The sequence below is a fragment of the Hyphomicrobium sp. ghe19 genome (genome assembly GCF_902712875.1).
In the GTDB taxonomy this organism is placed as follows: Bacteria; Pseudomonadota; Alphaproteobacteria; order Rhizobiales; family Hyphomicrobiaceae; genus Hyphomicrobium_B.
Genome location: NZ_LR743509.1, coordinates 3,835,036 through 3,855,584, shown reverse-complemented (window position 1 = coordinate 3,855,584; position 20,549 = coordinate 3,835,036). Strand labels below are relative to the sequence as shown.

The 20,549-nt window shown below is 58.6% G+C and carries 24 protein-coding genes; 17 read left to right on the top strand and 7 right to left on the bottom strand.

Going from position 1 to position 20,549, the window contains the following annotated elements:
• Nucleotides 1–5: 5 nt before the first annotated feature.
• Together AACL53_RS18215 and AACL53_RS18210 are read left to right on the top strand one after the other, a co-directional pair.
• Complete coding sequence (locus AACL53_RS18215; protein WP_339085964.1) at nt 6–2,495, top strand: hypothetical protein; 2,490 nt, start codon at nt 6–8, stop codon at nt 2,493–2,495.
• Nucleotides 2,495–2,812: a hypothetical protein gene (locus AACL53_RS18210; RefSeq protein ID WP_339085963.1), complete on the top strand. Its 318-nt coding sequence runs from the start codon at nt 2,495–2,497 to the stop codon at nt 2,810–2,812. The genes AACL53_RS18215 and AACL53_RS18210 overlap by 1 nt, the downstream gene beginning before the upstream one ends.
• Here AACL53_RS18210 and AACL53_RS18205 read toward each other — a convergent pair.
• Complete coding sequence (locus tag AACL53_RS18205; protein ID WP_339085962.1) at nt 2,747–3,844, bottom strand: acyltransferase; 1,098 nt, start codon at nt 3,842–3,844, stop codon at nt 2,747–2,749. The genes AACL53_RS18210 and AACL53_RS18205 overlap by 66 nt on opposite strands.
• Before the next feature lie 204 nt (nt 3,845–4,048).
• Between AACL53_RS18205 and AACL53_RS18200 the strand changes: the two genes are divergently transcribed.
• The 6 genes from AACL53_RS18200 to AACL53_RS18175 all read left to right on the top strand — a co-directional run bounded on the left by AACL53_RS18200 (nt 4,049) and on the right by AACL53_RS18175 (nt 8,203).
• Complete coding sequence (locus AACL53_RS18200) at nt 4,049–5,467, top strand: peptidoglycan-binding protein (protein WP_339085961.1); 1,419 nt, start codon at nt 4,049–4,051, stop codon at nt 5,465–5,467.
• 2 nt (nt 5,468–5,469) lie between these two features.
• A complete protein-coding gene (locus tag AACL53_RS18195; protein WP_339085960.1) occupies nt 5,470–5,871 on the top strand; it encodes a hypothetical protein in 402 nt (133 codons plus the stop codon).
• Complete coding sequence (locus AACL53_RS18190; RefSeq protein ID WP_339085959.1) at nt 5,831–6,133, top strand: hypothetical protein; 303 nt, start codon at nt 5,831–5,833, stop codon at nt 6,131–6,133. The genes AACL53_RS18195 and AACL53_RS18190 overlap by 41 nt, the downstream gene beginning before the upstream one ends.
• Before the next feature lie 214 nt (nt 6,134–6,347).
• Entirely contained in the window at nt 6,348–6,758 is a 411-nt protein-coding gene (locus tag AACL53_RS18185; protein ID WP_339085958.1) for a hypothetical protein, read from the top strand.
• 321 nt (nt 6,759–7,079) lie between these two features.
• The gene (locus AACL53_RS18180) at nt 7,080–7,565 is read left to right on the top strand and encodes a hypothetical protein (protein WP_339085957.1); all 486 of its coding nucleotides are present in this window, start codon (nt 7,080–7,082) and stop codon (nt 7,563–7,565) included.
• A gap of 512 nt (nt 7,566–8,077) precedes the next feature.
• The gene (locus AACL53_RS18175; protein ID WP_339085956.1) at nt 8,078–8,203 is read left to right on the top strand and encodes a hypothetical protein; all 126 of its coding nucleotides are present in this window, start codon (nt 8,078–8,080) and stop codon (nt 8,201–8,203) included.
• Here AACL53_RS18175 and AACL53_RS18170 read toward each other — a convergent pair.
• The 3 genes from AACL53_RS18170 to AACL53_RS18160 all read right to left on the bottom strand — a co-directional run bounded on the left by AACL53_RS18170 (nt 8,200) and on the right by AACL53_RS18160 (nt 11,015).
• Entirely contained in the window at nt 8,200–8,403 is a 204-nt protein-coding gene (locus tag AACL53_RS18170; protein ID WP_339085955.1) for a hypothetical protein, read from the bottom strand. The genes AACL53_RS18175 and AACL53_RS18170 overlap by 4 nt on opposite strands.
• A gap of 527 nt (nt 8,404–8,930) precedes the next feature.
• Nucleotides 8,931–9,635, bottom strand: coding sequence for a hypothetical protein (locus tag AACL53_RS18165; RefSeq protein WP_339085954.1), 705 nt, complete (start codon nt 9,633–9,635; stop codon nt 8,931–8,933).
• Between the two features lie 1,104 nt (nt 9,636–10,739).
• Entirely contained in the window at nt 10,740–11,015 is a 276-nt protein-coding gene (locus tag AACL53_RS18160) for a hypothetical protein (protein WP_339085953.1), read from the bottom strand.
• Nucleotides 11,016–11,674: 659 nt separating this feature from the next.
• Between AACL53_RS18160 and AACL53_RS18155 the strand changes: the two genes are divergently transcribed.
• The 8 genes from AACL53_RS18155 (at nt 11,675) to AACL53_RS18120 (ending at nt 18,054) form a co-directional block, all read left to right on the top strand.
• Nucleotides 11,675–12,130 (top strand): hypothetical protein, encoded by a 456-nt coding sequence (locus tag AACL53_RS18155; protein ID WP_339085952.1) that lies wholly within the window; start codon nt 11,675–11,677, stop codon nt 12,128–12,130.
• Nucleotides 12,127–13,221, top strand: a complete 1,095-nt coding sequence (locus tag AACL53_RS18150; protein WP_339085951.1) for a hypothetical protein — start codon at nt 12,127–12,129, stop codon at nt 13,219–13,221. The genes AACL53_RS18155 and AACL53_RS18150 overlap by 4 nt, the downstream gene beginning before the upstream one ends.
• Nucleotides 13,218–14,012 (top strand): glycosyltransferase, encoded by a 795-nt coding sequence (locus tag AACL53_RS18145; protein ID WP_339085950.1) that lies wholly within the window; start codon nt 13,218–13,220, stop codon nt 14,010–14,012. The genes AACL53_RS18150 and AACL53_RS18145 overlap by 4 nt, the downstream gene beginning before the upstream one ends.
• Nucleotides 14,012–14,761, top strand: a complete 750-nt coding sequence (locus AACL53_RS18140) for a glycosyltransferase family A protein (protein WP_339085949.1) — start codon at nt 14,012–14,014, stop codon at nt 14,759–14,761. Before AACL53_RS18145 ends, AACL53_RS18140 begins: the two co-directional genes overlap by 1 nt.
• A 4-nt stretch (nt 14,762–14,765) precedes the next feature.
• Nucleotides 14,766–15,446, top strand: a complete 681-nt coding sequence (locus AACL53_RS18135; protein ID WP_339085948.1) for a glycosyltransferase family A protein — start codon at nt 14,766–14,768, stop codon at nt 15,444–15,446.
• Entirely contained in the window at nt 15,443–16,897 is a 1,455-nt protein-coding gene (locus AACL53_RS18130; protein ID WP_339085947.1) for a nucleotidyltransferase family protein, read from the top strand. The genes AACL53_RS18135 and AACL53_RS18130 overlap by 4 nt, the downstream gene beginning before the upstream one ends.
• Nucleotides 16,898–17,090: 193 nt before the next feature.
• Nucleotides 17,091–17,468 (top strand): PRC-barrel domain-containing protein, encoded by a 378-nt coding sequence (locus AACL53_RS18125; protein WP_339085946.1) that lies wholly within the window; start codon nt 17,091–17,093, stop codon nt 17,466–17,468.
• A 277-nt stretch (nt 17,469–17,745) separates the two neighbouring features.
• On the top strand, nt 17,746–18,054 hold the full coding sequence (locus AACL53_RS18120) for a formate dehydrogenase subunit delta (RefSeq protein ID WP_339085945.1): 309 nt from the start codon (nt 17,746–17,748) through the stop codon (nt 18,052–18,054).
• Nucleotides 18,055–18,275: 221 nt separating this feature from the next.
• Here the strand turns inward: AACL53_RS18120 and AACL53_RS18115 are convergent, their stop codons facing one another.
• The 3 genes from AACL53_RS18115 to AACL53_RS18105 all read right to left on the bottom strand — a co-directional run bounded on the left by AACL53_RS18115 (nt 18,276) and on the right by AACL53_RS18105 (nt 19,537).
• Entirely contained in the window at nt 18,276–18,437 is a 162-nt protein-coding gene (locus AACL53_RS18115) for a hypothetical protein (protein ID WP_339085944.1), read from the bottom strand.
• 100 nt (nt 18,438–18,537) lie between these two features.
• Entirely contained in the window at nt 18,538–18,897 is a 360-nt protein-coding gene (locus AACL53_RS18110) for a hypothetical protein (protein WP_339085943.1), read from the bottom strand.
• 112 nt (nt 18,898–19,009) lie between these two features.
• A complete protein-coding gene (locus AACL53_RS18105; protein ID WP_339085942.1) occupies nt 19,010–19,537 on the bottom strand; it encodes a hypothetical protein in 528 nt (175 codons plus the stop codon).
• 649 nt (nt 19,538–20,186) lie between these two features.
• Between AACL53_RS18105 and AACL53_RS18100 the strand changes: the two genes are divergently transcribed.
• Nucleotides 20,187–20,519: a hypothetical protein gene (locus AACL53_RS18100; RefSeq protein ID WP_339085941.1), complete on the top strand. Its 333-nt coding sequence runs from the start codon at nt 20,187–20,189 to the stop codon at nt 20,517–20,519.
• Nucleotides 20,520–20,549: the final 30 nt, after the last annotated feature.

Genomic DNA, 20,549 nt, shown 5'->3' with positions numbered 1-20,549 from the left:
GAATCATGGCCTCTGGTATGCGCCCATACCGGGACGGACGCATTGCGATCGAAAACGGCGCGACGACCGTTATCGGCGATGGGACGATCTTTGTCGGCAACGCTCTTGCTGGAAACCCCGTTCGCATGCCGGATGGGTTCATGTACGTCGTCGATCAGGACGCGGATGAGAACACCTCGTTCGAGATTTACCCGCCCTATCGGGGTGACACCGTCGAGGATAGCGAAGACTACGTTCTGCTTCGGTTCAACGACCGGCTTGCGGCAGCGGCGACACAAACGCAGCGCCTCAAAGACTTCCTCGATAATCTCGCCGTCGTGGAGAAGGGTACCGCCGTGCCTGATCCGTCGCTGGGCGGAATCGGAACAGTCTACTGGCGCTACTCGGGCAACACGATCGTTTCGATCTATGTGAAGGACGAGAGCGGTTGGGGGGTTCCGATCTCGACGACGCTATCGCCGGAGCTCGAGGCGCTCCGCGACCAGATCGAAGCTTGGAAGGACGACACTCAGGCCGCTGCTGTTAGCGGAGCCGCATCGGCAACGACCGCGCTGGGTTACCGCAATGCCGCTCAGATGGCTGCAACGGATGCGGCAGCGTTCGCAGGCGAAGCCGCGACAAGTGCCACCGCTGCAGCGACCAGCGAGACCGGTGCGGCGGCCTCGGCCACGGGGGCGAACGCGTCAAGGGTAGCGGCCGCCGCATCTGCGACAGCAGCGGATACGTCCAGGACTGCTGCCGCAGCGTCGGCAACAGCCGCAAGCGGTTCGGCGACTACCGCCACGACAAAAGCAGGCGAAGCTTCCACCAGCGCCACCAATGCCGCAGCCAGCGCGACCGCAGCGGCGAATTCAGCTAACGCTGCAAACGCGTCGAAGACTAGCGCGGAGACGGCGTCGACGAATGCGGACAACAAAGCCGCCGCCGCCGCTGCCTCCGCCGCCAGCTCTGCAGCTAGTGCGGCGATTGCAAGTGCGATCAACTCGCCGGTTCTCGTCGCAAAGTCCACAACCCCGATTATCACCGGGACGGGCCCCAAGGTCTTCACGCTCGTCGACGACGCGAACTTTATCGTCACACAGCGTGTGCGCGCCGCATCGAAAGCGAACGGTGCGAACTTTATGAGCGGGCTCGTCAGCAACTGGAATTCTGGCACCAAAGAACTCAGCGTCGACGTTGATCTTCTCGGCCCATCTCCCGGCTCCGCGTCGGACTGGAACATCTCGGTCACGGGTGAAAAGGGAGATCAAGGCCCGCCAGGCGGTTTCGGCTCTCTTCTTCCGACCAAAGGTAACGAGCCTATCGGTGATGGCACCACTTATGGCGCTTTCCCAGTCGGCGCTAACGGGACAATGCAGGTCGCCGACAGTTCGCAAACGTACGGCAGGGTCTGGCGACCCATCGACGCTGTTCTCGCCGATGCATTCTGGACGGTCTCGGACGTCCCCTCGGCCGGAACGCCGGCGGGGACATGCGATATTGGCGCCGCAATAACCCCCTGTGTTCGGATCACTGGCACGACGACGATCACATCGCTCGGGACCGCGGCAAACCAAAGGCGTGAGGTCGAGTTCGCCGGCTCTCTGACACTGACCTACAACGGCACGTCGCTCATTCTTCCGGGGACGGCAAACATCATCACGCAAGCCGGGGACAAGGGGGTCTTTAGATCTGATGCCTTCGGCAACTGGAAGTGCGTGTCCTGGACGCCAATCGGTTTTCTGCCGCGCGAGAAGCTCATCGCCAACCGAACATATTACGTCAAGACCAGCGCAAACGGCGGGGACGACACCAAAGACGGACTGACGATCGGCACGGCATTCGCCACGATCCAAAGAGCCGAAAACGTCGCGCGCACGATCGACTTCAATGGATTTACCGTCACGATCAGCATTGGCGATGGAACATACACGGCGGGCGTCACTGTTGGGTTGAAGCTCGGTCAAGCGGCTACTTCCAACTATCGATTTACGTCGACCAGTCAGGACGCCACCAAAGTCACGATATCACTAACCAGCGCGAGCTGTTTCAACGGTCTCGCCCCGTTCACCGTTGATCGGGTGACGATGCAAACGACGACAAGCGGCTCGGGAATATGGATGCAGGCCGCGGGTCTCGTGCAGTTCTCAAACGTGATCTTTGGCCCTTGCGCTACCTACTGCCTCAACTTGACAGCGCCCGGCGCGAAAATTCAGGCCGTTGGCCCGTTCACAATTGCAGGGAACTGCGGAGCTTTCGCAGTGGCGTCTGATGGTGCCCATGTTCAATGCGAGAGCACGACAATCACCCTGACGGGTACGCCCGCGTTTACGCAGTTCGTTCTTGCGACGCGCCTTGGCGGCATCCTTATGCGAGCGATGACGTTCTCAGGGAGCGCGACGGGCGTTAGGTACAGCGCAACAATAAACGGCGCAATCGAAACGGGCGGCGGTGGCGCCAGCTACTTCCCCGGAAGTTCTGCGGGCAGCTTCGCGACAGGAGGACAGTATAACTAATGGAAGAATATACACCGCGAGATTGGTTTTGGATCGTTGGCGGCGACGCGGCCCGCGCATGGTCAAGCGCGGCCCGCGATTACGTCACGCAATACCCATCGGATCGCGCAAGCCGCATCGCCAACGAGGTCGAGCTTTTCGACGTGCTTTCTAGGATCAATTTAACGGCTCGGGCGCCGTCAAGATCTTTCACGGTCGAGGAGATCCGCGAGGCGTTGCTCAGGATCGACGCCGAGGCAACGGGCGACGCATCAACGGCTGAGGATCTCGTGGCCGTCGCCGATGAAATCGGCTTGATGCTGCCGCCGATCACCTAGGGGCGGTGGAAATGCCATCGGGCGGTTGCTGGCCAACGGCTTCGCACTTGGCGCGGCCTCCGCCTTGATCCGAGCCCTGAGAGAACGCAACCACTCTGCTACGGGAAGCTCAACTGCGTAGTAGAGAAGCGCCGCGATGCAATACGTCGCCACGATTACGATTGTTACTTTCACCGGGAACGGCAGCCATGCGAACGCGCCGAGCTTGATGAGCAGGCATCTGCCGAGATTGTTGTGAACCAAGTACATGCTGTACGACATTTTGCCGAGCAGTGCCGCGGGCCCAAAAGACAAATGCGGCACCGCGTAAACGCCGAGGGCAAGCGCCGCAACCGGCAGCCATATCATCGTTTGATTGTAAGGCAGAAGGTCGGTGTTATTGGCCTGATAAAGGATGACGCTGGCAATCGTGAGTATGACCGCCTTGGCCGTCTTCTTCTCAATGAAGGCCAACCACATCGCAACGCCGCACAGGAACAGTGGCATGTGATTAGGTTGCGTCCAAACTACCAAAGCGAACGGCCGGAAGTAGCTCGTGAGCGCGGTGACGACTAAAAGGCCGATCCAGAAATTCCGGCCGAACACTGCCCAGAATAACGCGGCACAGACGTAGAATTTTAGCTCCACCCCGAGGGTCCAATAGACGCCATCAACGTAGGGGGCCGGGGAGCCAAATAGTATCGCGAGCGAAACGTTCGAAAAATACGAGTAGGGCGAGACAAGCGGAATGCCGAGCAGATATGTCCCGGCGGCTGTGACGGTTGCTGCGGCCAGAAACGCTGGGTAGAGCCGCACAAATCGCCGCCATGCAAACTCACCTATGCTGGCACACCGCTCCAACGTGACAGCTATCACGAAGCCGGAAATGACGAAGAAGACCTGGACGCCCACAAGGCCAAGATTAAAGGTGGCATACGATGCTGGCAGCGCTTGCAGCGCAAAATGAAATACGGCAACGGCCAGCACGCATAGGAACCGGAACACGTCGATTATCTCGATGCGGTCGCCAGCAGTCAGCTTTTCGCTTTTCATTTGCCCCCCGGCTATCGAACCCGGGATTTAACACTCTGCGCAACAAAATCGCAAATGGCACCGACGTGTGCCCCATTCCTCGCGCCTACGGGTAATCAAGAACGAGGATTGGACCTCTCCGAGTTCGAGCACCACGTGGCGCTGGATAACTAGACCGACGCGCCCCACGTCAGAAGCCACCTACACCCAACAACGGAGACCGACGTGACCAATCTGATCACGCGCAACGACCTTGCGCGCATGTACCCGCGCGCGCCGGCCGCTTGGCTCGACGCATTCGTGAAGCTCTGCCCGGCGCTGATGCAGTTCTACAAAGTCGATCGGCTGCGCTGGGTGCACATGAACGGCCAGGTCGCCGCCGAAGCGGACGGTCTCGCGCTGAATCCCATGCGCGAGAATATGAACTTTGACGCCAAGAGGATGCTCGAGGTCTATGCGTACCGCTTAAACCTCTTCGTCAAGCAGAAGCCGCCGACCAAGATTGACGGCCGGATCTTCTCGAGCGCAGCGGCGCTTGCCGCCTACATCCAACACAAGCCAAAGATCATCGCGGACGTTGTTTACGGCGGTCGCGAGGGGACGCCGTGGATGCAGGGCCACCTCTACATCGGTCGTGGGCCAATTCAGATCACGCACCTTGATGGCTACAAGGCGATCGGGGCTGAGATCGCTCGCCAGCCGGGCGGGGCCGTCTACGATCTAGTGGCGAATCCCGAGATCTTGGAGACTGATCCCGAGGTCGGGGTCCGATCCACTTTTGCAAAGTTTCAAATCGACGGGCTTTGGCATTGGTGCGATCGCGACGACTGCTATACGCTCTCCGACGCACTCAACACCGGCAACATTCACGACAACGTAAAGCCGCACGGGCTGCCTCGACGCCAGTCGGAGACGGCGCGCGCGAAAGCGATCTGGCCTGCTGACGCGTGGGGCGTCATTCGCGGCAACGCGACCGACGCAGAACCCGTCGCGACAGCCCCTGCAGCTCAGCCGGCGGCGGTGACCCCGAGCTACCCCGTCCTCTCGTTTGGCTCGCAGGGCCCGGATGTCGAACGTCTCCAGCGCCGACTGAGCGAACTGGGGTTCCCGGTCGGGCGGATTGAAAGCCCCTTCATTTTCGGAAAACTCACCAAAAGCGCCTTGGTGGCCTTTCAGGCCGAACACGAGCTCTTCATCGATGGCATCGCCGGTCCGAGAACGTGGGACGTCCTGGAGCAAGCCGGAAAGCGCGATCTCGGCGATCGCCAGGCTCTGACGGCGGCCGATCTTGCCGCGTCCGGATCGAAGACGATCGCAGTGACGCGTCGGGCAAAGCGCTGGCTGCTGGGCTTCAAGGGCTTCGGCCTCTTCGAGCTTTTCGACCAGATCTTCAACATCGGCTTCCTCGACGGCTTGATCTCCCAGGGCGAGCGGTTCGCTTCGCTGTTCAAGCGCGGAAAGGCGCTGGCTGAGGACGTCGTTCCGGATGCCGTGGCGGCCGCGCCAACTGCCGGAATGCATGGCGTCATCATGGTCTTTTTGATGGTGTCGATCGTCTTGGCCGCGATTGCCTATCGCTGGTTCAGCAAGATCGAGAAGACGCGGGTCAAAGACGCCCAAGAGGGCAACAACGTAGCGAGGTAGAAATGACCGGTACGATCTCCCGGGCGATATCGTCCGTGCGCGAGGAGGCGGGTTCGCTCGCCTCCCAGGTGCGCATTGTCTCGTCAGCGGCGCCGTCGCTGACTGCAAGTCTGCTGGTCGTCACATTCGCCGTCGGTGTCGCCCTGGGCTGTTGGTGTTCAGGGCCTTTGCATCGGCGTGCAAACAACGCCGAATGGGTGGCCAAAATCGCCGCCCAGAACCCCTCCGTAAGGGGACTAATCGCAAAAGGCGATGCCGAGGGCGAAGCAGTTGATAACGAAGTCATCAGAGCGATTGGGGAAAGCTATGCCAAGCTCAAAGCAGCAGAGACGCGCCTTGCGGATCAGTGGAAGAACCCTCTCAGTGATCGTTGCAGTGTACCTGCTGACTGCCTGCGCGAGTAACAACGTCGTCGTGCAGCCCGTGGCGTTCAAGGACGTGAAGCCGGAACTGATGGAGAAGCCCGCTCTGACGGCTTGCCCGAAGCCGGTCAAACGCCCATCGCCGTCCGGCGAGCTTCGTTACGCTGTCGGCGAATGGCAGGCGTACGGCGATTGCAAGGCCGCCCAGGTCGACGATCTCTACGCGCGCCTGACGGGCCTGCAGCGTGCCGTCGGTGTGCGCCAGTTGGCGGCGAAGAAAGCCGTTGCTGCCTCAAAGCTGTGATTTCCAGAGCTTCAATTTCGGTAGCTTCGGGAAGGTCGAAAAAGTGAAGTCGCTTGTTGTGTCGGCGTAGGCGGATCCGCAATGCGGTCGCCGTCATCAAACCTGACGAAGCGCGCATTGGGTCGGTCGGCAAAGCACCTCCCCCGCTCGCTTCTATCAAGGTAAGGGCAGTAGCTCGAGGGACCAATGACGTATTCAGCAGGGGCCGACGGCCATGGATTTGCCGACTGGGGACGAGAGGGACCCACGAGTTTTGCTTGGCCGCCTCATCGAGAGGATCGACCAAACGAACATATGGTTCGGAGAGTGGATGCATTACATCCACAACCGGTTCGAGTGGGGCGCGGCGGAAATGTCGGCGCTCCGGGCGGAGATAGCGGAGCTCCGAGGGCACCAGGCGCACCATCGCCCGGAGCCGGAAAACGAGAAGCCAAAGGGGTTGGTGGGCTCGATCACCGACCTTCTAAAAAGCGGGAAGGAATTTCTCGAGGCGGTCGCGTCGCTCAAGGAGCTGGTGCTAGCCGTCGCGATCCTCGTGGCGTCGACGGCGGTCATTACGCATCCGCAGATATTCCGCGATTTAATCGCTACCTACTCTGCAAGTGGCCACGCCGAGCACGAATAGCGCTCTGGACGCTCGCCATTGCATCCATTGCCGTTGCGGGTCTCGTCGTCGTGTTGACGCCGGCACCGTACCGGATTTCTGCAAAAATCAGCGCCGCGCCGCTCGCGGTCGATCGCCTTGAGGCGGCCGACCGCGTTGCCGCGATGGCATCGGGGTCGTTAGGTGAATTCAAAGCAGCGGGGAAGCCGAAGACGCCAGGCGCGAGACCTGGCGGCGCCGGCTATCGTTCGCAAGCGCAATGCGCCGTAGAGCCAAAGGGTCGAAATTGAGGGGCCGGACGACATTGTCGCCACCCTCTATCAAGGCGATTGCGTTGAGGTCATGCGGGCGCTCGAGCCCGAGAGCTTGCACGCGGCCGTGACGGATCCTCCCTATGAACTCGGCTTCATGGGAAAGGCGTGGGACAAAGCCGACGGTGTTGCGAGCTCGCCGGCGAAGTGGGAAGTGGCACGCGCGCTGCTGTTGCCCGGCAACCATCTCGTTGCGTTTGCCGGCTCGCGTACCTATCACCGCATCACGACGGCGATCGAAAGCGCGGATTTTGAAATCCGCGACCAGCTTATGTGGATTTACGGCTCGGGCTTTCCGAGGTCGCACGACATTAGCAAAGCGATCGATGCCATCGACGCGAAAAGCGAGACGCCGTCCGACGTGCTCATATGTACGGAATGGATGCGCTCGACTGGCATCACCGCGCGCCAGATACAACAACGAGCGTCTTGCCCGTGGTCAGTCTCTGAGCGAGCGCGACCTGATACGGCCAAGCGCTGCCGATTTGAAATTTGCTCATCTCGCCCTTGCGTTTGACCATGCCCTCAGGTTAGAACAAAGAGGGAACATGATAGAAGCTACTTTACAGAACTCGGGGGATAACTAGGACGACTACGGAGCTTTGTGAAATCTGCGTCGGATCAGAAAGGACGGATGGTCCGCAAGGGGAGCGAGTAGGACATCAAATTACCTGCAATTGATATCTTCTTATTCATGAAGATTATCGGTTTGCCTGCCAGTAAAGTTGGAGTGTGCGAACCATAGTCGGACGTATCATCCAATAAACCAATTCGCCCGTATCAAGAGGGTCAAGGCTAGTGGCGCAATGCGCAAGCGGTTGGAATAGTACTGATAGACCGCACGTATTGACGGCAGAGCGTCGGATGACGAAGCGCGAATGCCGGCCGCTTGAATTACCCTACAAGTGAAAGAAAATGATAGACCAACGGAAGACAAATAAGGAAGTGGATACAGCGATCGGAAACCGAATTCGCGCTCTGCGTGTTTCGAGCGGGCGCACTGCCGAACACATGGCCTTGGCAGCCGCGATGTCCGTTGTAGATTATACGCGAAGCGAAGAAGGCAAGCGTCGGTTTAACGCCGTCGAGCTATTCGCGATCTCTCAGGAGCTTGGTATCGGGCTGACGGATATCGTATCCGGGCTGGATTATTAGAAACCAATTTGTTTGGGTTTCATTGTCAGCGCGTCGACTGCCATGGCGCTTCTCCGGATCAATTCCTTCAGCTGTTTTGCCTGCTCTTCGTTTCGCTTTTCTGTAGCAGCGTCAAGTGCGCGCATCAGCGTGTCCAATACGGAGAGCAGCGAGGCAACTACCTCATCCTGCTCGTCTACTATCGATACGTGCCGTATCATGTATTACTCTACCCCCGCTATCTAGCGCGCATCCCTCAGATGTTGTCAGGCGATTGCGCAGATCCACTTGTAACGGTACGCGATACTAAGGGATTGCCGAAAAATCCCTGTAGGTCGCGAGAAGCTATCCCCTAATACTCCATTGAGTTTAATCTAATTGACCGACTGAGGTCCAGAGCTTTCACATGTTTCTTTACTGCGCGTTGCAACAAATTCTGTTTTGCCTCGTTGCATTGCGCAGCAATATCTCTGGGGCCATGCAATATGACAATGCCAATTGCGCGGGTGGATACGCTGGTCGGCGGACGGTTGACAACTCTACGCTCACTAAGCGACCGAGTATCAAACGATCTAGCGAAGTCTGCAAAAATCTCAAATTGCGATTACGAACTCAGCGAGAACGGCGCGAGGCGGTTTCGAGCCGTTGAACTCTTTCGCATCGCTCGCGAACTCGACATCACAATGAGCGACATACTTGCCGTTCTAAATGAAACGCGCCGGCCTTTCCTCGATGACCACTCCCACCGCTAGCAGCATCGCTTTGCAGCTTCGTCGTTCTCATGCACCGTAGGCCCGAGCACCGGGCAGCAATTTTTTGGACAGGGCGTTTGCAAATTTATCCTGGGTGCATTGGCGGAGCTTCCCGACTTCGTTCGAAGGATAGGAAGCGCGTTGCTCTGATTGCTCGTAGGCATAATAATCCTTGAAGCCATCGCGTCGACACCGTCAGCTTGCACAGCCGTCGCCACCGTCGTTATGCGTATCACGGGTTGCGTCGTCACAAACTTGAGCTTGAAGAATTCTGTAGCAATCGAAACCAGCGCGCGGCCGAGAAACGCAGGGGCAATGACGATGATGTGAACCTCTTTCCCGATCCACAGTGCGAGCGCATCCATCCAAAGCAATAACTCCCGGCTGGCATGCTCCATTTGATTTGCAAGAGAAGTATGCTCCGACGAAATGGCGCGGAGAACAAGTACATCGGGGCGACCGAAACGGGAATAGGCCTGTTTAAAGAACGCCCTGAAAGATTGAGCAGAGTTGGAATTCAGTCTCTGACAAAAGACATTTGGTTCGCCCCGAAATTCCCCTTTCAAAAGTTCTAACTTTTCGGGGGCTGTTCCGAGAACCAATCGTCCGCCTTCCTCCAAAACTACGCCGGCAACCGACAGGGCATAACTGCCAAGGGGCACGGGGACAGCAACGATCTTGTTTTTGAGAGTATACGGCACCGCTACTTACTCCGCCACCAAAGATTGCAAGACGGCATTAATGCACGCGAACGCACTTGCCTCAACTCTTGGTAGTAGTCAGAAGGTGGATAACTCTTTTCCGCGAGACCATTGCTGACGCTCGCTACCGTAGATATTCTCCCTTGGGGGATATCTCTATGTTCAAGCGTTTTCTGACCATCACCGCCGCTGGCTTAGCAATTTACGCTACGGCATTGCGCGCCGATGGGCTGCCCGCGCCATCCAAAAGCGAACCTGCCCAGACCGAGACGACTACAAAAGAGATACTGACTGACGCTGCGATTGCTGCGCTCATAATTGCTGGTTCAATAGCTCTCTACAAAGCGCGCGGTCGTCCATGTGCCTGCCCAAGCGACACGATGCGAAACGGCCAAGCGTGCGGCGGTCGAAGCGCTTGGAGCAAAGCTGGCGGTGCAAAACCTCTGTGCTTTCCAACTGACATAACGTCAGGAATGATTTCCGCTTACAGAGCCACCAGGGCCATACCGCCCGTGTGGTGATACCGAATTTTCTGAGCACGGAGCCGCAATGCCTACCGACCCGATCCGCCTTCTAAAGTTCTGCCAGGAAATTGAAGAGACACCACACGACCGACTTCGCGAAATGGACCGCGAGACGTTGCTCGGTGTTAGGGCGTCCCTGCTTGAACTAAAGCGGCAAGTGGATCGGACGTTGCTCAGATTGTCGTTTGTTGACGAGCAACAATTGAACTAGAAGCCGTACCGCGCGAAATAAACCACAAGGCCGAGCAGCGCGGCGTAAGCAATAGTCCATGCCACGCGACGGGGATCAATTGGTGGGCGGCCTCCGTAGTCCGGTGATTGCTCGTATCCAGATGGCATTCGTTCACTTGCCCCGTTTTTCTATATGCGACAATCATCTCTTCAGTGGGCGACGTGCTTAGGCGAAAGACAGGGCTGTTCCTCTGTCGGCATGAAAGAAGTTCTTCGGACGTTCGAGGACGGTGGCGGCTGGACGATGAGTGAGCAAGCGCCGACGAGGAAAGCCGATCCCGGCGCGCGCACCAGCCCCCGTCGCGCCTTCCCGCCGGCTGCGACGGGGGCGGTCTTTTTGCGTTTGTGCTTAGAACGAGAGTTGATATCTGAAGGAACTGGCGTCGTCGGGCGTGTAGTGATTGCAGCTGTTGCGGGCCCCCGCAACCAACATTACTTGCTGATCAGTTGGTGTGGGGCAGTTGATGCCCTTTGCATTTTTGCCAGCTGCGGCCAGCCTCAGAATTCCGGCGAGATGACCTTTCAAGTCGATCGTCAGCGCGCGCTTACCTGCTGCATCAGCTTCCGGGTACGGTAAGATGCTTGCGATAAGGCCGCGGATGATTTCGGCCGCCTCTTCGCGCAACCGGCGATCGGACTTAGCGCTCCGCGACAGTATTGGCAGCTAAGGTCTTTGTCGCCGCTCGCTTGGAAAACCGACTTTCGATCCGAGACCAATCGACTTCCGTTAATGGCCTAGACCGCCAATAATCTGACGGCGGCTTTCAGCACCCCAGCAAACCTATCGCCTCCGCGACTGAAACGACCTTTGGCGTTTATCTCGGCGCACGCTGTCTCTGCGAAGGAGACTGTCGCAAGACTGCTCAATCCCAAATGCCGGCATGCGGCGGATGCAAGCGTCCGCACCGGCCACTGCTGTGATGATGCCCGCATTTGTGTGAAGAGCCGACTTCGATTGCTATCTCAGAACGACAGCAAATGACGCGAAGCAGATCAGTCCCGGGGGAAATGGACTTAACTGCTATCGAATGACGAGCGGTCGTCGCCAATTCGGGCTGACGCTTTGAAAAATTGCAGGGAATCGTACTCGTCAATCAGTCAACGGTGCGGCCTAGGCAAGAGTAGCAGAACCGCAACGCTACTCGTCGAAAACGAGCGCGTTGTGAATCTTGTGAACAATCAGGGCAGTTGCCTCGCTTTTCGTGCAAAACGGCGCCAGATGGATCGTCCGTCGGCCGATTCAGCAAAGTTGAAGGGTCTCTCAAAATTCGGGGAAGATTTTGCATGTTAGACGCTGTCGCCGATATTGGCATCTTGGAAGTCTCAACTCCCGACTGCGTCGCCAATGATTTCGACGGCGAGATCGTGGCGCTGAATTTGTCGAGCGGTGTCTACTGGAGTCTGCGCGATCTCGCGGCCGCACTGTGGCGGGATGTTACGTCAGGACACAACCCAGTAGCGATCGCGGACCGCTTAGCTCAGATAAATTCAAATCTTGCTCATGAGAGTAATCTTGTCGTTGCGAATCTTGTGAATGCTGGCCTGCTTCGCCGGTGCAGTGCGAGCCCGGTTGCGCTCGAGGCGAGCGAGACGGTGGCGCGTGCAGAAGCGGGCGAAATTGCGTTCTCGGTCGAGTCCTATGAGGACATGAAGGATCTGATCCTGGCAGATCCGGTGCATGATACCGAGGAGCACCTCGGCTGGCCCGTCGTACGCAACGACAATGGCATCGGCGCATGATTACGAGCGCCCTGTCCGGCGTCGCGCAATCTGAGGCGAACCGGCCGAGCGCACAACAGCTTTTGGACGCGCTTGACTTGTTCACAGCGCGACACGCCGAACGCGCGCATCAGGTCCGGGTCCGCGTAGCGGATCTGTCCATCCGTCTTCACATGCCATCGGCCGCCATGGCCGATCTCTATGCGCGTCGGCTCGGTGGTGCGATCAAAACCAATCCGGGGACCGAAGATCTGCACTTCCACATCGGCGAGCCATCGTCTGTAGGTAGCCCAGAGGCGGCAAACTTTGCTTTCTACCAATCCCTCGGACCAGATTTCGAGCGGCTCGCCGCAGAGGCGAGCCTCGTCGGCATCGTCGGCCGACCAGACGCGTACAATAATCCAACCGAGCCATGCACGCTTTTCAATCCGCGTACTGGCGTCGGCGTGCAGTGGGTGACCTCGCTGGCTCACCTGCCGCCGTGGGACGCTGGCTCGCCCTTCCGTCTGCTTATCCACTGGGCGACCGCGCAGCGCGGATTGCGCATGATGCACGCCGGCTCCCTCGTTTCCGGGAACCGCGCCATGCTGCTCGTCGGCGGGGGTGGCAGCGGCAAGTCGGGTACGACGTTCGCGGGCATCGCGTCGGGACTTCAGACCGTGGGCGACGACTATGTCGTGGTCTCGGCCGATCCTGTACCTCGCGTGCATCGGGTCCATCAGTTGCTGAAACAGGACCCAGCCGGTATCGAACGCGTCCTTGGGCCACGCGAGTTAGAGAAGCCCTTAGCGCTGAATTGGCAGGGCAAGGTCGAAATCGATCCCGAGTTGCATTTTACGGGATGCATGGCCGAGAGTGCTGACGTTGTAGCGCTCGTGGTTCCCCGGGTCGCTCGTGCAGATCAGACGACTTTCGAGCCGCTTCGACCGCAGGATTTATTCCATCACGCCGCCGCATCCATGTGGCAGCAGCTTCCGGGTGCGCAGAAATCCGGCTTCGTTTTTGCCACGGCACTGACGCGGCGCGTTGCGACGTGGCGCATGAACCTTTCCTCGGACCCGTTTGAGATCGGCAGAGCGGTACGCCGGTTTCTCGATAACGGTGCGCCATGACCGCTCACATAGTCAGCGTCATCATACCGGTTTTCAACGGTGAGCGGCACCTTGGGGAAGCGCTGGCTTCGCTGGAAGAAGAGCCCGGCCTTCAGCTCGACATCGTCATTGTTGATGACGGATCGACGGATCGTTCGCTAGGCATCGTCTCCGAAATCAGTTCCCGCGATCGACGCCTACGCATCATGAGCGGGCCACATCGAGGCGTCGCCGCCGCGCGCAATATTGGAGTCGAAGCGGCGCAGGGCGAGTTTATCACTTTTCTCGATAGCGATGATGTCTGCCCGCGCGGGCGCATTGCGCGCCAACTCGGAAAGCTTCTCGCCAATCCTGAGGTGGCGTGTGTCGTCGGGCAGACCCTGCTTTTCGAGCAGCTCGATGATGCGCAGCGCCCGAGCCCTGGTTCGCGGAGCGTAAGCATGTTGCTGCCTACGTTGCACAGTGCGCTCTTTCGAAGAGAAGTGTTCAGTCAATACGGTTTGTTCGACGAAGAACTCGCCTTCTCGGAAGACGTAGACTTTTTCTTCCGGCTCGCCGAGCACGATGAGCCCGTGCTCGTTGAAGATGAAATTGCCTCTCTCTACCGTCGGCACGACAGCAACATGACACGCAACGGTCGCGCCATTCGCACGTCCACTCTCCAGGTTCTCAATAAATCGATTGCCCGGCGAAGGGCGATGGGACGGCGTAGGCCGCTGGACTTGTTCTTCGTGCAGCACCAAGAGGCAGAGACTCTGTTCGGTAGGCCACCAAGCGATGATGCGCGTGACCGCTCAAAGGCAGGGATCTAATGACCGTTCAAGCTTTCCCTCAGATCTCGGTCATCATGACCACGTACAACGGCGCCGAATTCATAGAACAGTCTATAGGATCGCTTACGGCCGAGACCGGCGTCGATCTCGATATCGTCGTCGTCGACGATTCCTCAAATGACGGAACGCTTGCGCGCCTGCACGATTTGGCCGCTCATGATCCTCGTATCCGCGTTTTCGCCGGGGAGAAGCGCGGCATCGCCGGATCGCGCAATGCTGGACTTGCGGAAGTCAGGCACGAACTTCTTACGTTTCTTGATCAAGACGATCTTTGCATGCCGGGACGTCTCGCGCGTCAAGCCGCGCTGATAGAGAGCACGCCCGGTGTAGCGGCCGTCATGGGCGAAACGCTCATGTTCCAGACCATCGGGCCGGACCGGATGCCCTTGCCGGGCACCAACACATCGCGCGTCCTTGGCGTACAGCTCTCAGCCGGCCTGTTCCGGACCAGCGCTGTTCAGTCACTTGGCTTCGACACCAAATTCACGATGGCAGACGATTTTGATCTGATCCTGCGCCTGCTTGAGACGGATCATGAGATCGCGGTCGAACGCGAAATTGCGACGTTGCACCGGCGTCACGCCGGAAACACGTCGGGAAATATCGCGGTCTTGCGGCTCGAACTGCTCAAGGTGTTCCAGGGATCATTGAAGCGTCGCCGCGCTGCGGGACGAGTGGGACCCATCATGCATCCGCTGGTGGCAGCGATGTCTCGGGCTGGGAACTAAGTTCATGTCGGATAACGCGTATACAGTCGTCATCCCCGCATATAACGCGGCGCGCACGTTGGATGAAGCAATCCGGTCGGTGCTTGCACAGACGGTTGCCGCCAGCGACATCCTCGTAATTGACGACGGCTCGACGGATGATACGGCCGATATTGCCGCGAGATACGGCGGCACGGTTCGCGTTATCCGGCAGGGCAATGCGGGGGCGGCCGCAGCGACGACCGTAGGCTTCAGGAACGTATCGGCGCCGTTCGTTGCCGGTTTGGATGCCGATGACATTTGGCTACCTGAGAAAGCTGAACGGCAATTGGAGAGATTTGCGCGCGGACCACACGTCGACGGTCTGTTCTGTCGCGGGCGGCGTTTCAAGCATGGCGACGATGATCGATCGAGCGGCGCGGTTTCCGAAGGCCTGTCGCGCTCCTCTATGATGTTGCGCACGTCTGCCGTTGCCGCCATCGGGCCCGTCAACGATCCAGGGGGTGCGCGTGGCCGTGGTGAGATGATCGATTGGCTGCAACGAGGCCGCGAACTCGGATTGATGTTCGAAACGCTGCCGGAGGTATTATGGCTCCGCCGGATCATCCCGGGGAGTTTGAGTTACGGCTATAACACGATGGCAGATCGTGGCTATCTCGACGTTGTCCGTGCCTCGCTCGAGCGCAGGAGAGCGAGATCGACATGAGGCTCCCTATATTGAAGGGGGCGCGACCGGCCCCTGAGATAGATCTTCTGCTTCAAGCTTGCCTCGCTCCGCCGGATGCAGCGCGTGCAGCTTGGCACCACTGGCTGGCGAGCCGCGAACTCGACGATGCGAGTTGGCCTGAAATGCGTATCCTTGCGCCTCTTTCGGGTCGCCTGCGGACTCTCGATCCGAACTCAGCCTACCGGCCTCGCATCGACGGACTCGCCAAATCCCATTGGACCCAAACTCAGATCATGCTGAGTGAAACGCTGCCGGCGATCAAAGCCCTACGTAAGGCCGGGATCGAATGCATGCTCATCAAGGGCGCCGCCGGATACGCGGAAGGATTCGGACCGACGGTTCGTCGTTTGATGGGCGATGTCGACATACTCGTTCGACCAGAGGATGGGCCGCGTGCCGCCAGCGTGTTGACGGCAGCAGGTTGGGAGGCAACGAACGGCGATTCTGCGCTCCTGCTGCGGCAACTCGCGCCGCTTCGCGCGTCCTCGAATTATCGTCGGGGCGTTTACGGCGAAGTCGACCTGCACACTCAGGCGTTTCACTTCTGTCGTCGCGACCCGGAACTCGAAAGCGCACTATGGCGTGATGCGAGATCAATCTCGTTCGGTGGCACTGACGTTCGCGTACCCTGTTCTGCGGACAGCATTGTGATCAGCCTCGCACATGGCGTGGTCGGTCCCGATGGAGACTGGGCGATCGACATCGGTCAGCGCATTAACGCCGGCGGTGTCGATTGGGACCGCACGATCGAGCTCGTTGAGCGCCGGGCCCTGGTTCCATTGGCGCTCGCTGGTCTCAACTATCTCCACGAGCTTGGCCTCGGTGTGCCGCAGGAAGTGCTACGCAGACTTGCTGAGACGCCGGTCGCGACTGGCGTCTGGTTGAAGCATTATGCAAGCATCCGCTCAAATGGACGTAAGCGCAGATTGCTGCAAAGGATTGCCGACGTATTATCATCGCCGCTCCTGCCACGAGCCATCTACCATCGGCCGTCTAAATCCGACAATTTGATCGGAGTCGCACGCGACAATCGCGGCGTTTGGTACCCGCGCCGGTGGAAGCGCATACCGCTGGCGCAGGGTCATACAGTAGCGTCGGAAGGTCATTGCCTCGAAATTCATTGCGACCCGGATATTAGGGTATGCGGAGTATCGCTGCGTTTTTCAGCTAGCCGCCAATCGAGGAGAGTGTTCATCGAGGTCGTGTCCGGCGAGAGGGTCATACATCGCCTGCGAGGCCGTTTGCGCTCACGTGCCGGAAAGCATCAAACCATGCACTTTGAAATTCCGCTCGATGATCTGCCGCCCGGTCGGCGCATCATAACTCTTCAGGCGCGTCCCTCTGGCTATGTGTCGTCTGCGGCACCGCGTGCTGAGGAGGTGGCAAAGGCAGCGCCAGCTTTCCAAATAACGGATGCCTGGGCCGCTTGACATCCGGTTGTTCTGCTTGGCCACGGGGGCGCTGTCTGTATCGGGTTGCGTTCCGTTCGGAGGCGCCTGCGGCGCTTGTGAAGGCTCATCGGTCGTGGCACTGCCGGTGGTATTATTGAGCGTAGCAGCGGAACTATCCACACGTCGGGAACGATATTGGGTCGGCAAAAAGCTCATATCGGTGGAGACGTAAATGAAAAAAATGATGACATCGCTTTTCGCGGCGGCCGCCGTTCTCGTTGCAGCAGGAGCAGTTGCACTGCCGGCTCGAGCTGCGGACGACATGCAGGCAGCCGACGAATACCGCAGCAGCAAGCTCGTCGGCTCCAAGGTCTACAATACGACCAACGAAAACATCGGCAGCATTGAGGATATCATCCTCAAGTCCGACGGTTCGCTGGATGAGGTGGTTCTCAGCGTCGGGGGCTTCCTCGGTATAGGCGAGAAGTACGTTTCGGTGCCGTGGAGCGCCCTAAAGGTGAGCCGCGACGGTGGCAGTCTGAAAATCGTGACCGATGGCACGAAGGATTCGCTCAAGGCCTTGCCAGACTACAAATTCTACAAGCCGTAAAGCACTTCGCGGCAAAGACTAAAAGCCGTCAGCCAAAAGCCCGTCGCGATCTCCGCGGCGGGCTCTTCGATGCTGGGGTAACCAAGTTCCCGCTAAGCATTCGATTGATAGCAATTTGAATCCGCGCTTCGTTTGATCACGAGCGGCGGCTGCGTTGAGCAATCGCAGGACATTGGGAACAGGTGCTCGCTCGCGAAGGTTTTGAAACTTGAAACGGGCTTCAGAGAAACGGCTGGCGGGTCTATTCTAACGTCAGGCCAACCAAGGAGTGACCACTGTGAAAAGCTCCGACTTAGTTCGTATGGCTAATCAGATTACTGACTTCTTCGGCGTTTACCCAAAACCCGAAGCGCTCGACGGCGTTGCCAAGCATATTCACAATACCTGGGAACCGCGCATGCGCGATGAATTGAAGAAAATCTTGGAGGCGGGCGCGAAAGGACTGAATCCCTTATGCATTGAAGCGATGACGATCTATTTTCAGGGGCCCGAATCCGACGGCCGGCGATCTAAAGTCAACCCGGGCGCACCCGCCCCAAAGGGTGGAAAGCCCAGTTTTGCTGGAGGAGGCGGCGATGCGGGATAGACTCACGCGCGCGCTTCTTGCCCTATCAACCGCCCGCTTCCTCGCCACCTTTTGCCGTGCGTCACGCTCTTTGATGGTGCCTTTCGCTTGCAAGCTATTCCAGCGAGATTTCAAATCAAACTTCATGCGCGTCTCTATCGCCCGAATGTCATGGTGCAGGTCAAGCGAGGCCCTCTCATCTGTATGAGGGCCGCGACCAAATCTGATCGCGGCCCCTCGGCTTAGTGTCTCAGAATGTGGGCGATCATGAGCAGTTCAATGCTCGCCACTAATCCCAATATCCAGATCAGCAGAAGCCGAGTGCCCAGCTTTTCCATGAGCTGCGCCTCCCGCTTAGAGATTTCTGGCCGCGAGGGTTCAGTCGTTGAGTTGATGTCATCCATGACGTTTGTCCGTGTTGAGGCATGCGCTATCGAGCGTCGATCCGAAGACGACACTTGGCGTGCGTGCTGTGTTCAATAGATTGTGGTGGGTTGATCCGGCTCAGCCTAAAGGTGGCGCGCGCGGATCATGCGATGTTCGTTCGAGATAATACTCACCGAGCCCGCAAGAACGCGGCGTCTGGCTCACGCACAGGAGCTGCGACAGCTGGGCGAAGAATGCAGTGTCGAGCGGGATCGGGGAGCTGAACCGCTTCGATCCTCCGTCCGGCTTTATGAAAGAGTGCGAATTCGGAACGACCTGGACGCGCGAAGGCGATAGGAACCTGGCGTCCTTCTCGCTCCAAAGGGAGGCGAGTTGTGTTCCCGCTTCGACGTGACGTTGGGCAGCATTGGTCGCTTGCAGCGTGCCGACGGCAAAACACGCCCAAATGAAAATTCGGATTAGCGACCTGATCGACATAGCGGTCTTTTAGCAGAGAGAGGTCGCCATTTCCACGCCGACGCTCCGCCGCAGCGACGTCCTATCGTCCACCGGCACGACGTGAGGCGCCATCTTGCCGCCGTTAAGCGGCCTAGTTCGGCCGGTTGTCGCGTTTGGCCTGGGCCCGCGCATTGGCCTTCAAGATGCTGCCAATTTTGCTGCCGGGGGTGCGAACGCGTTTTGGCCGCCCGCCTTTAGCTTGTTGACCTGGGTTCGCCGTGGGGTCGCCCTCGGGATGATGTGTGAATTGGCTCGCGCGGCGGAGAGCCAGCGCGCGGTGGGCGGCTTCCACGTTCTGCGCGCGGACATCCAAATTGTGGAGACGCGCCCGTTCCTTTTTCACGACTTTGAGAGCGTGCGCAAACACCTGCTTCTTCTTCGCCGGTTGAACGGCGGTTCCCGGAAAACTCTTGCCTCGAGGTTCTGCCGTTCCCTTCGCTTCGCGGCGTTTCTGGCGAGCAAATGTTTTCGCCTTTTCACGGTAGCCCTCGAGCCGCAACGCGAGATTTCTGAGACCGTCTCGGTCCAACGCATAAATCGCCGGATGGTAGGCCGATTTGACGGCCTCGTATTCCTCATGGTTCAGCAGGCTCTTCGCGTCTTTTTCGGAAATGGACATGCCGCACCTCACAATCAAAGAGAGGCCCCGCAGGACTCCGTGGGGCGCGACGAGGCTATCAACAAGCGGCGCACGATCGGCCGCTCCGATGCTTCGTCGTTAATGGAGCGTAGGGGAAGTGTTCAAGTCGGGAACGCCAAGTCCGCGGCTCACATGCAATAGGAACCGATTTTCCCGGTAGACCGCTTCCAGTTTGGGCTTTGTCGAGTGCGATGCCGCTCGACTTAGCGGTGCGCCGTGTGGCAGACACGGGCTTTCGGTGATCGGAGGTCCTATGCATCGCCACGTCAGACTCTTTGCCATCGCTTGCATCCTGATCGCGATTGGCTTCGTGGCCGGACGCTACATCATGTACAACGAGGCTGCGCGCTACGACGCCACCCATCCGTGATCGCCGCTCCAAGGCGGCTTCACGCAGGCGCGACGATCAGCAGACCTTGAACGTGCTTTTGCAAAGCTTTGTCGGCAAGTTCGGTTGGTGCGATGAAGTCTATTCGGAGCTGCACCGTCACGGCGTCCTACATAGAACTCACAGAAATATTGATGGCACTGTCTTTTCCGATTGTCACCTCGTGGGCCGCCGATAGATTGACCTTATGGACCGCGGAACAACCCGCTCCTGAGGCCGGGAGGCTCAGAGGTACCCGTCATGGGAAGCTACAGGGCAATCGTCATCGTCGAGCGCTCGAGCAATCACCGAATGCGGTTTTGCGATGCGCGCCAAAAGCGAAATGGCAGCGCTTACGTCTTCGGATCATACGGGCAGGCACTTGAGTTCGTGCGGAAGGCGAAGGTGGATTCGGTCGTCATCGAATTTGACGTCGAGGCCGACACGTTGGACTTCTGCGATGCCGTCAAGGCTCTCGAGGTTCCAATTGTGGTTTCGGCCAACAGTTTGGAACCCCGTGACCTATCGCAATACGGGATAAGGGGATCGGACGTATTCTATCCGGCGCATCCCAGCCGAAGAAGAGCGTCCTGAAGCTTCGGTCGTGTCCGGCGCTATGGCTTA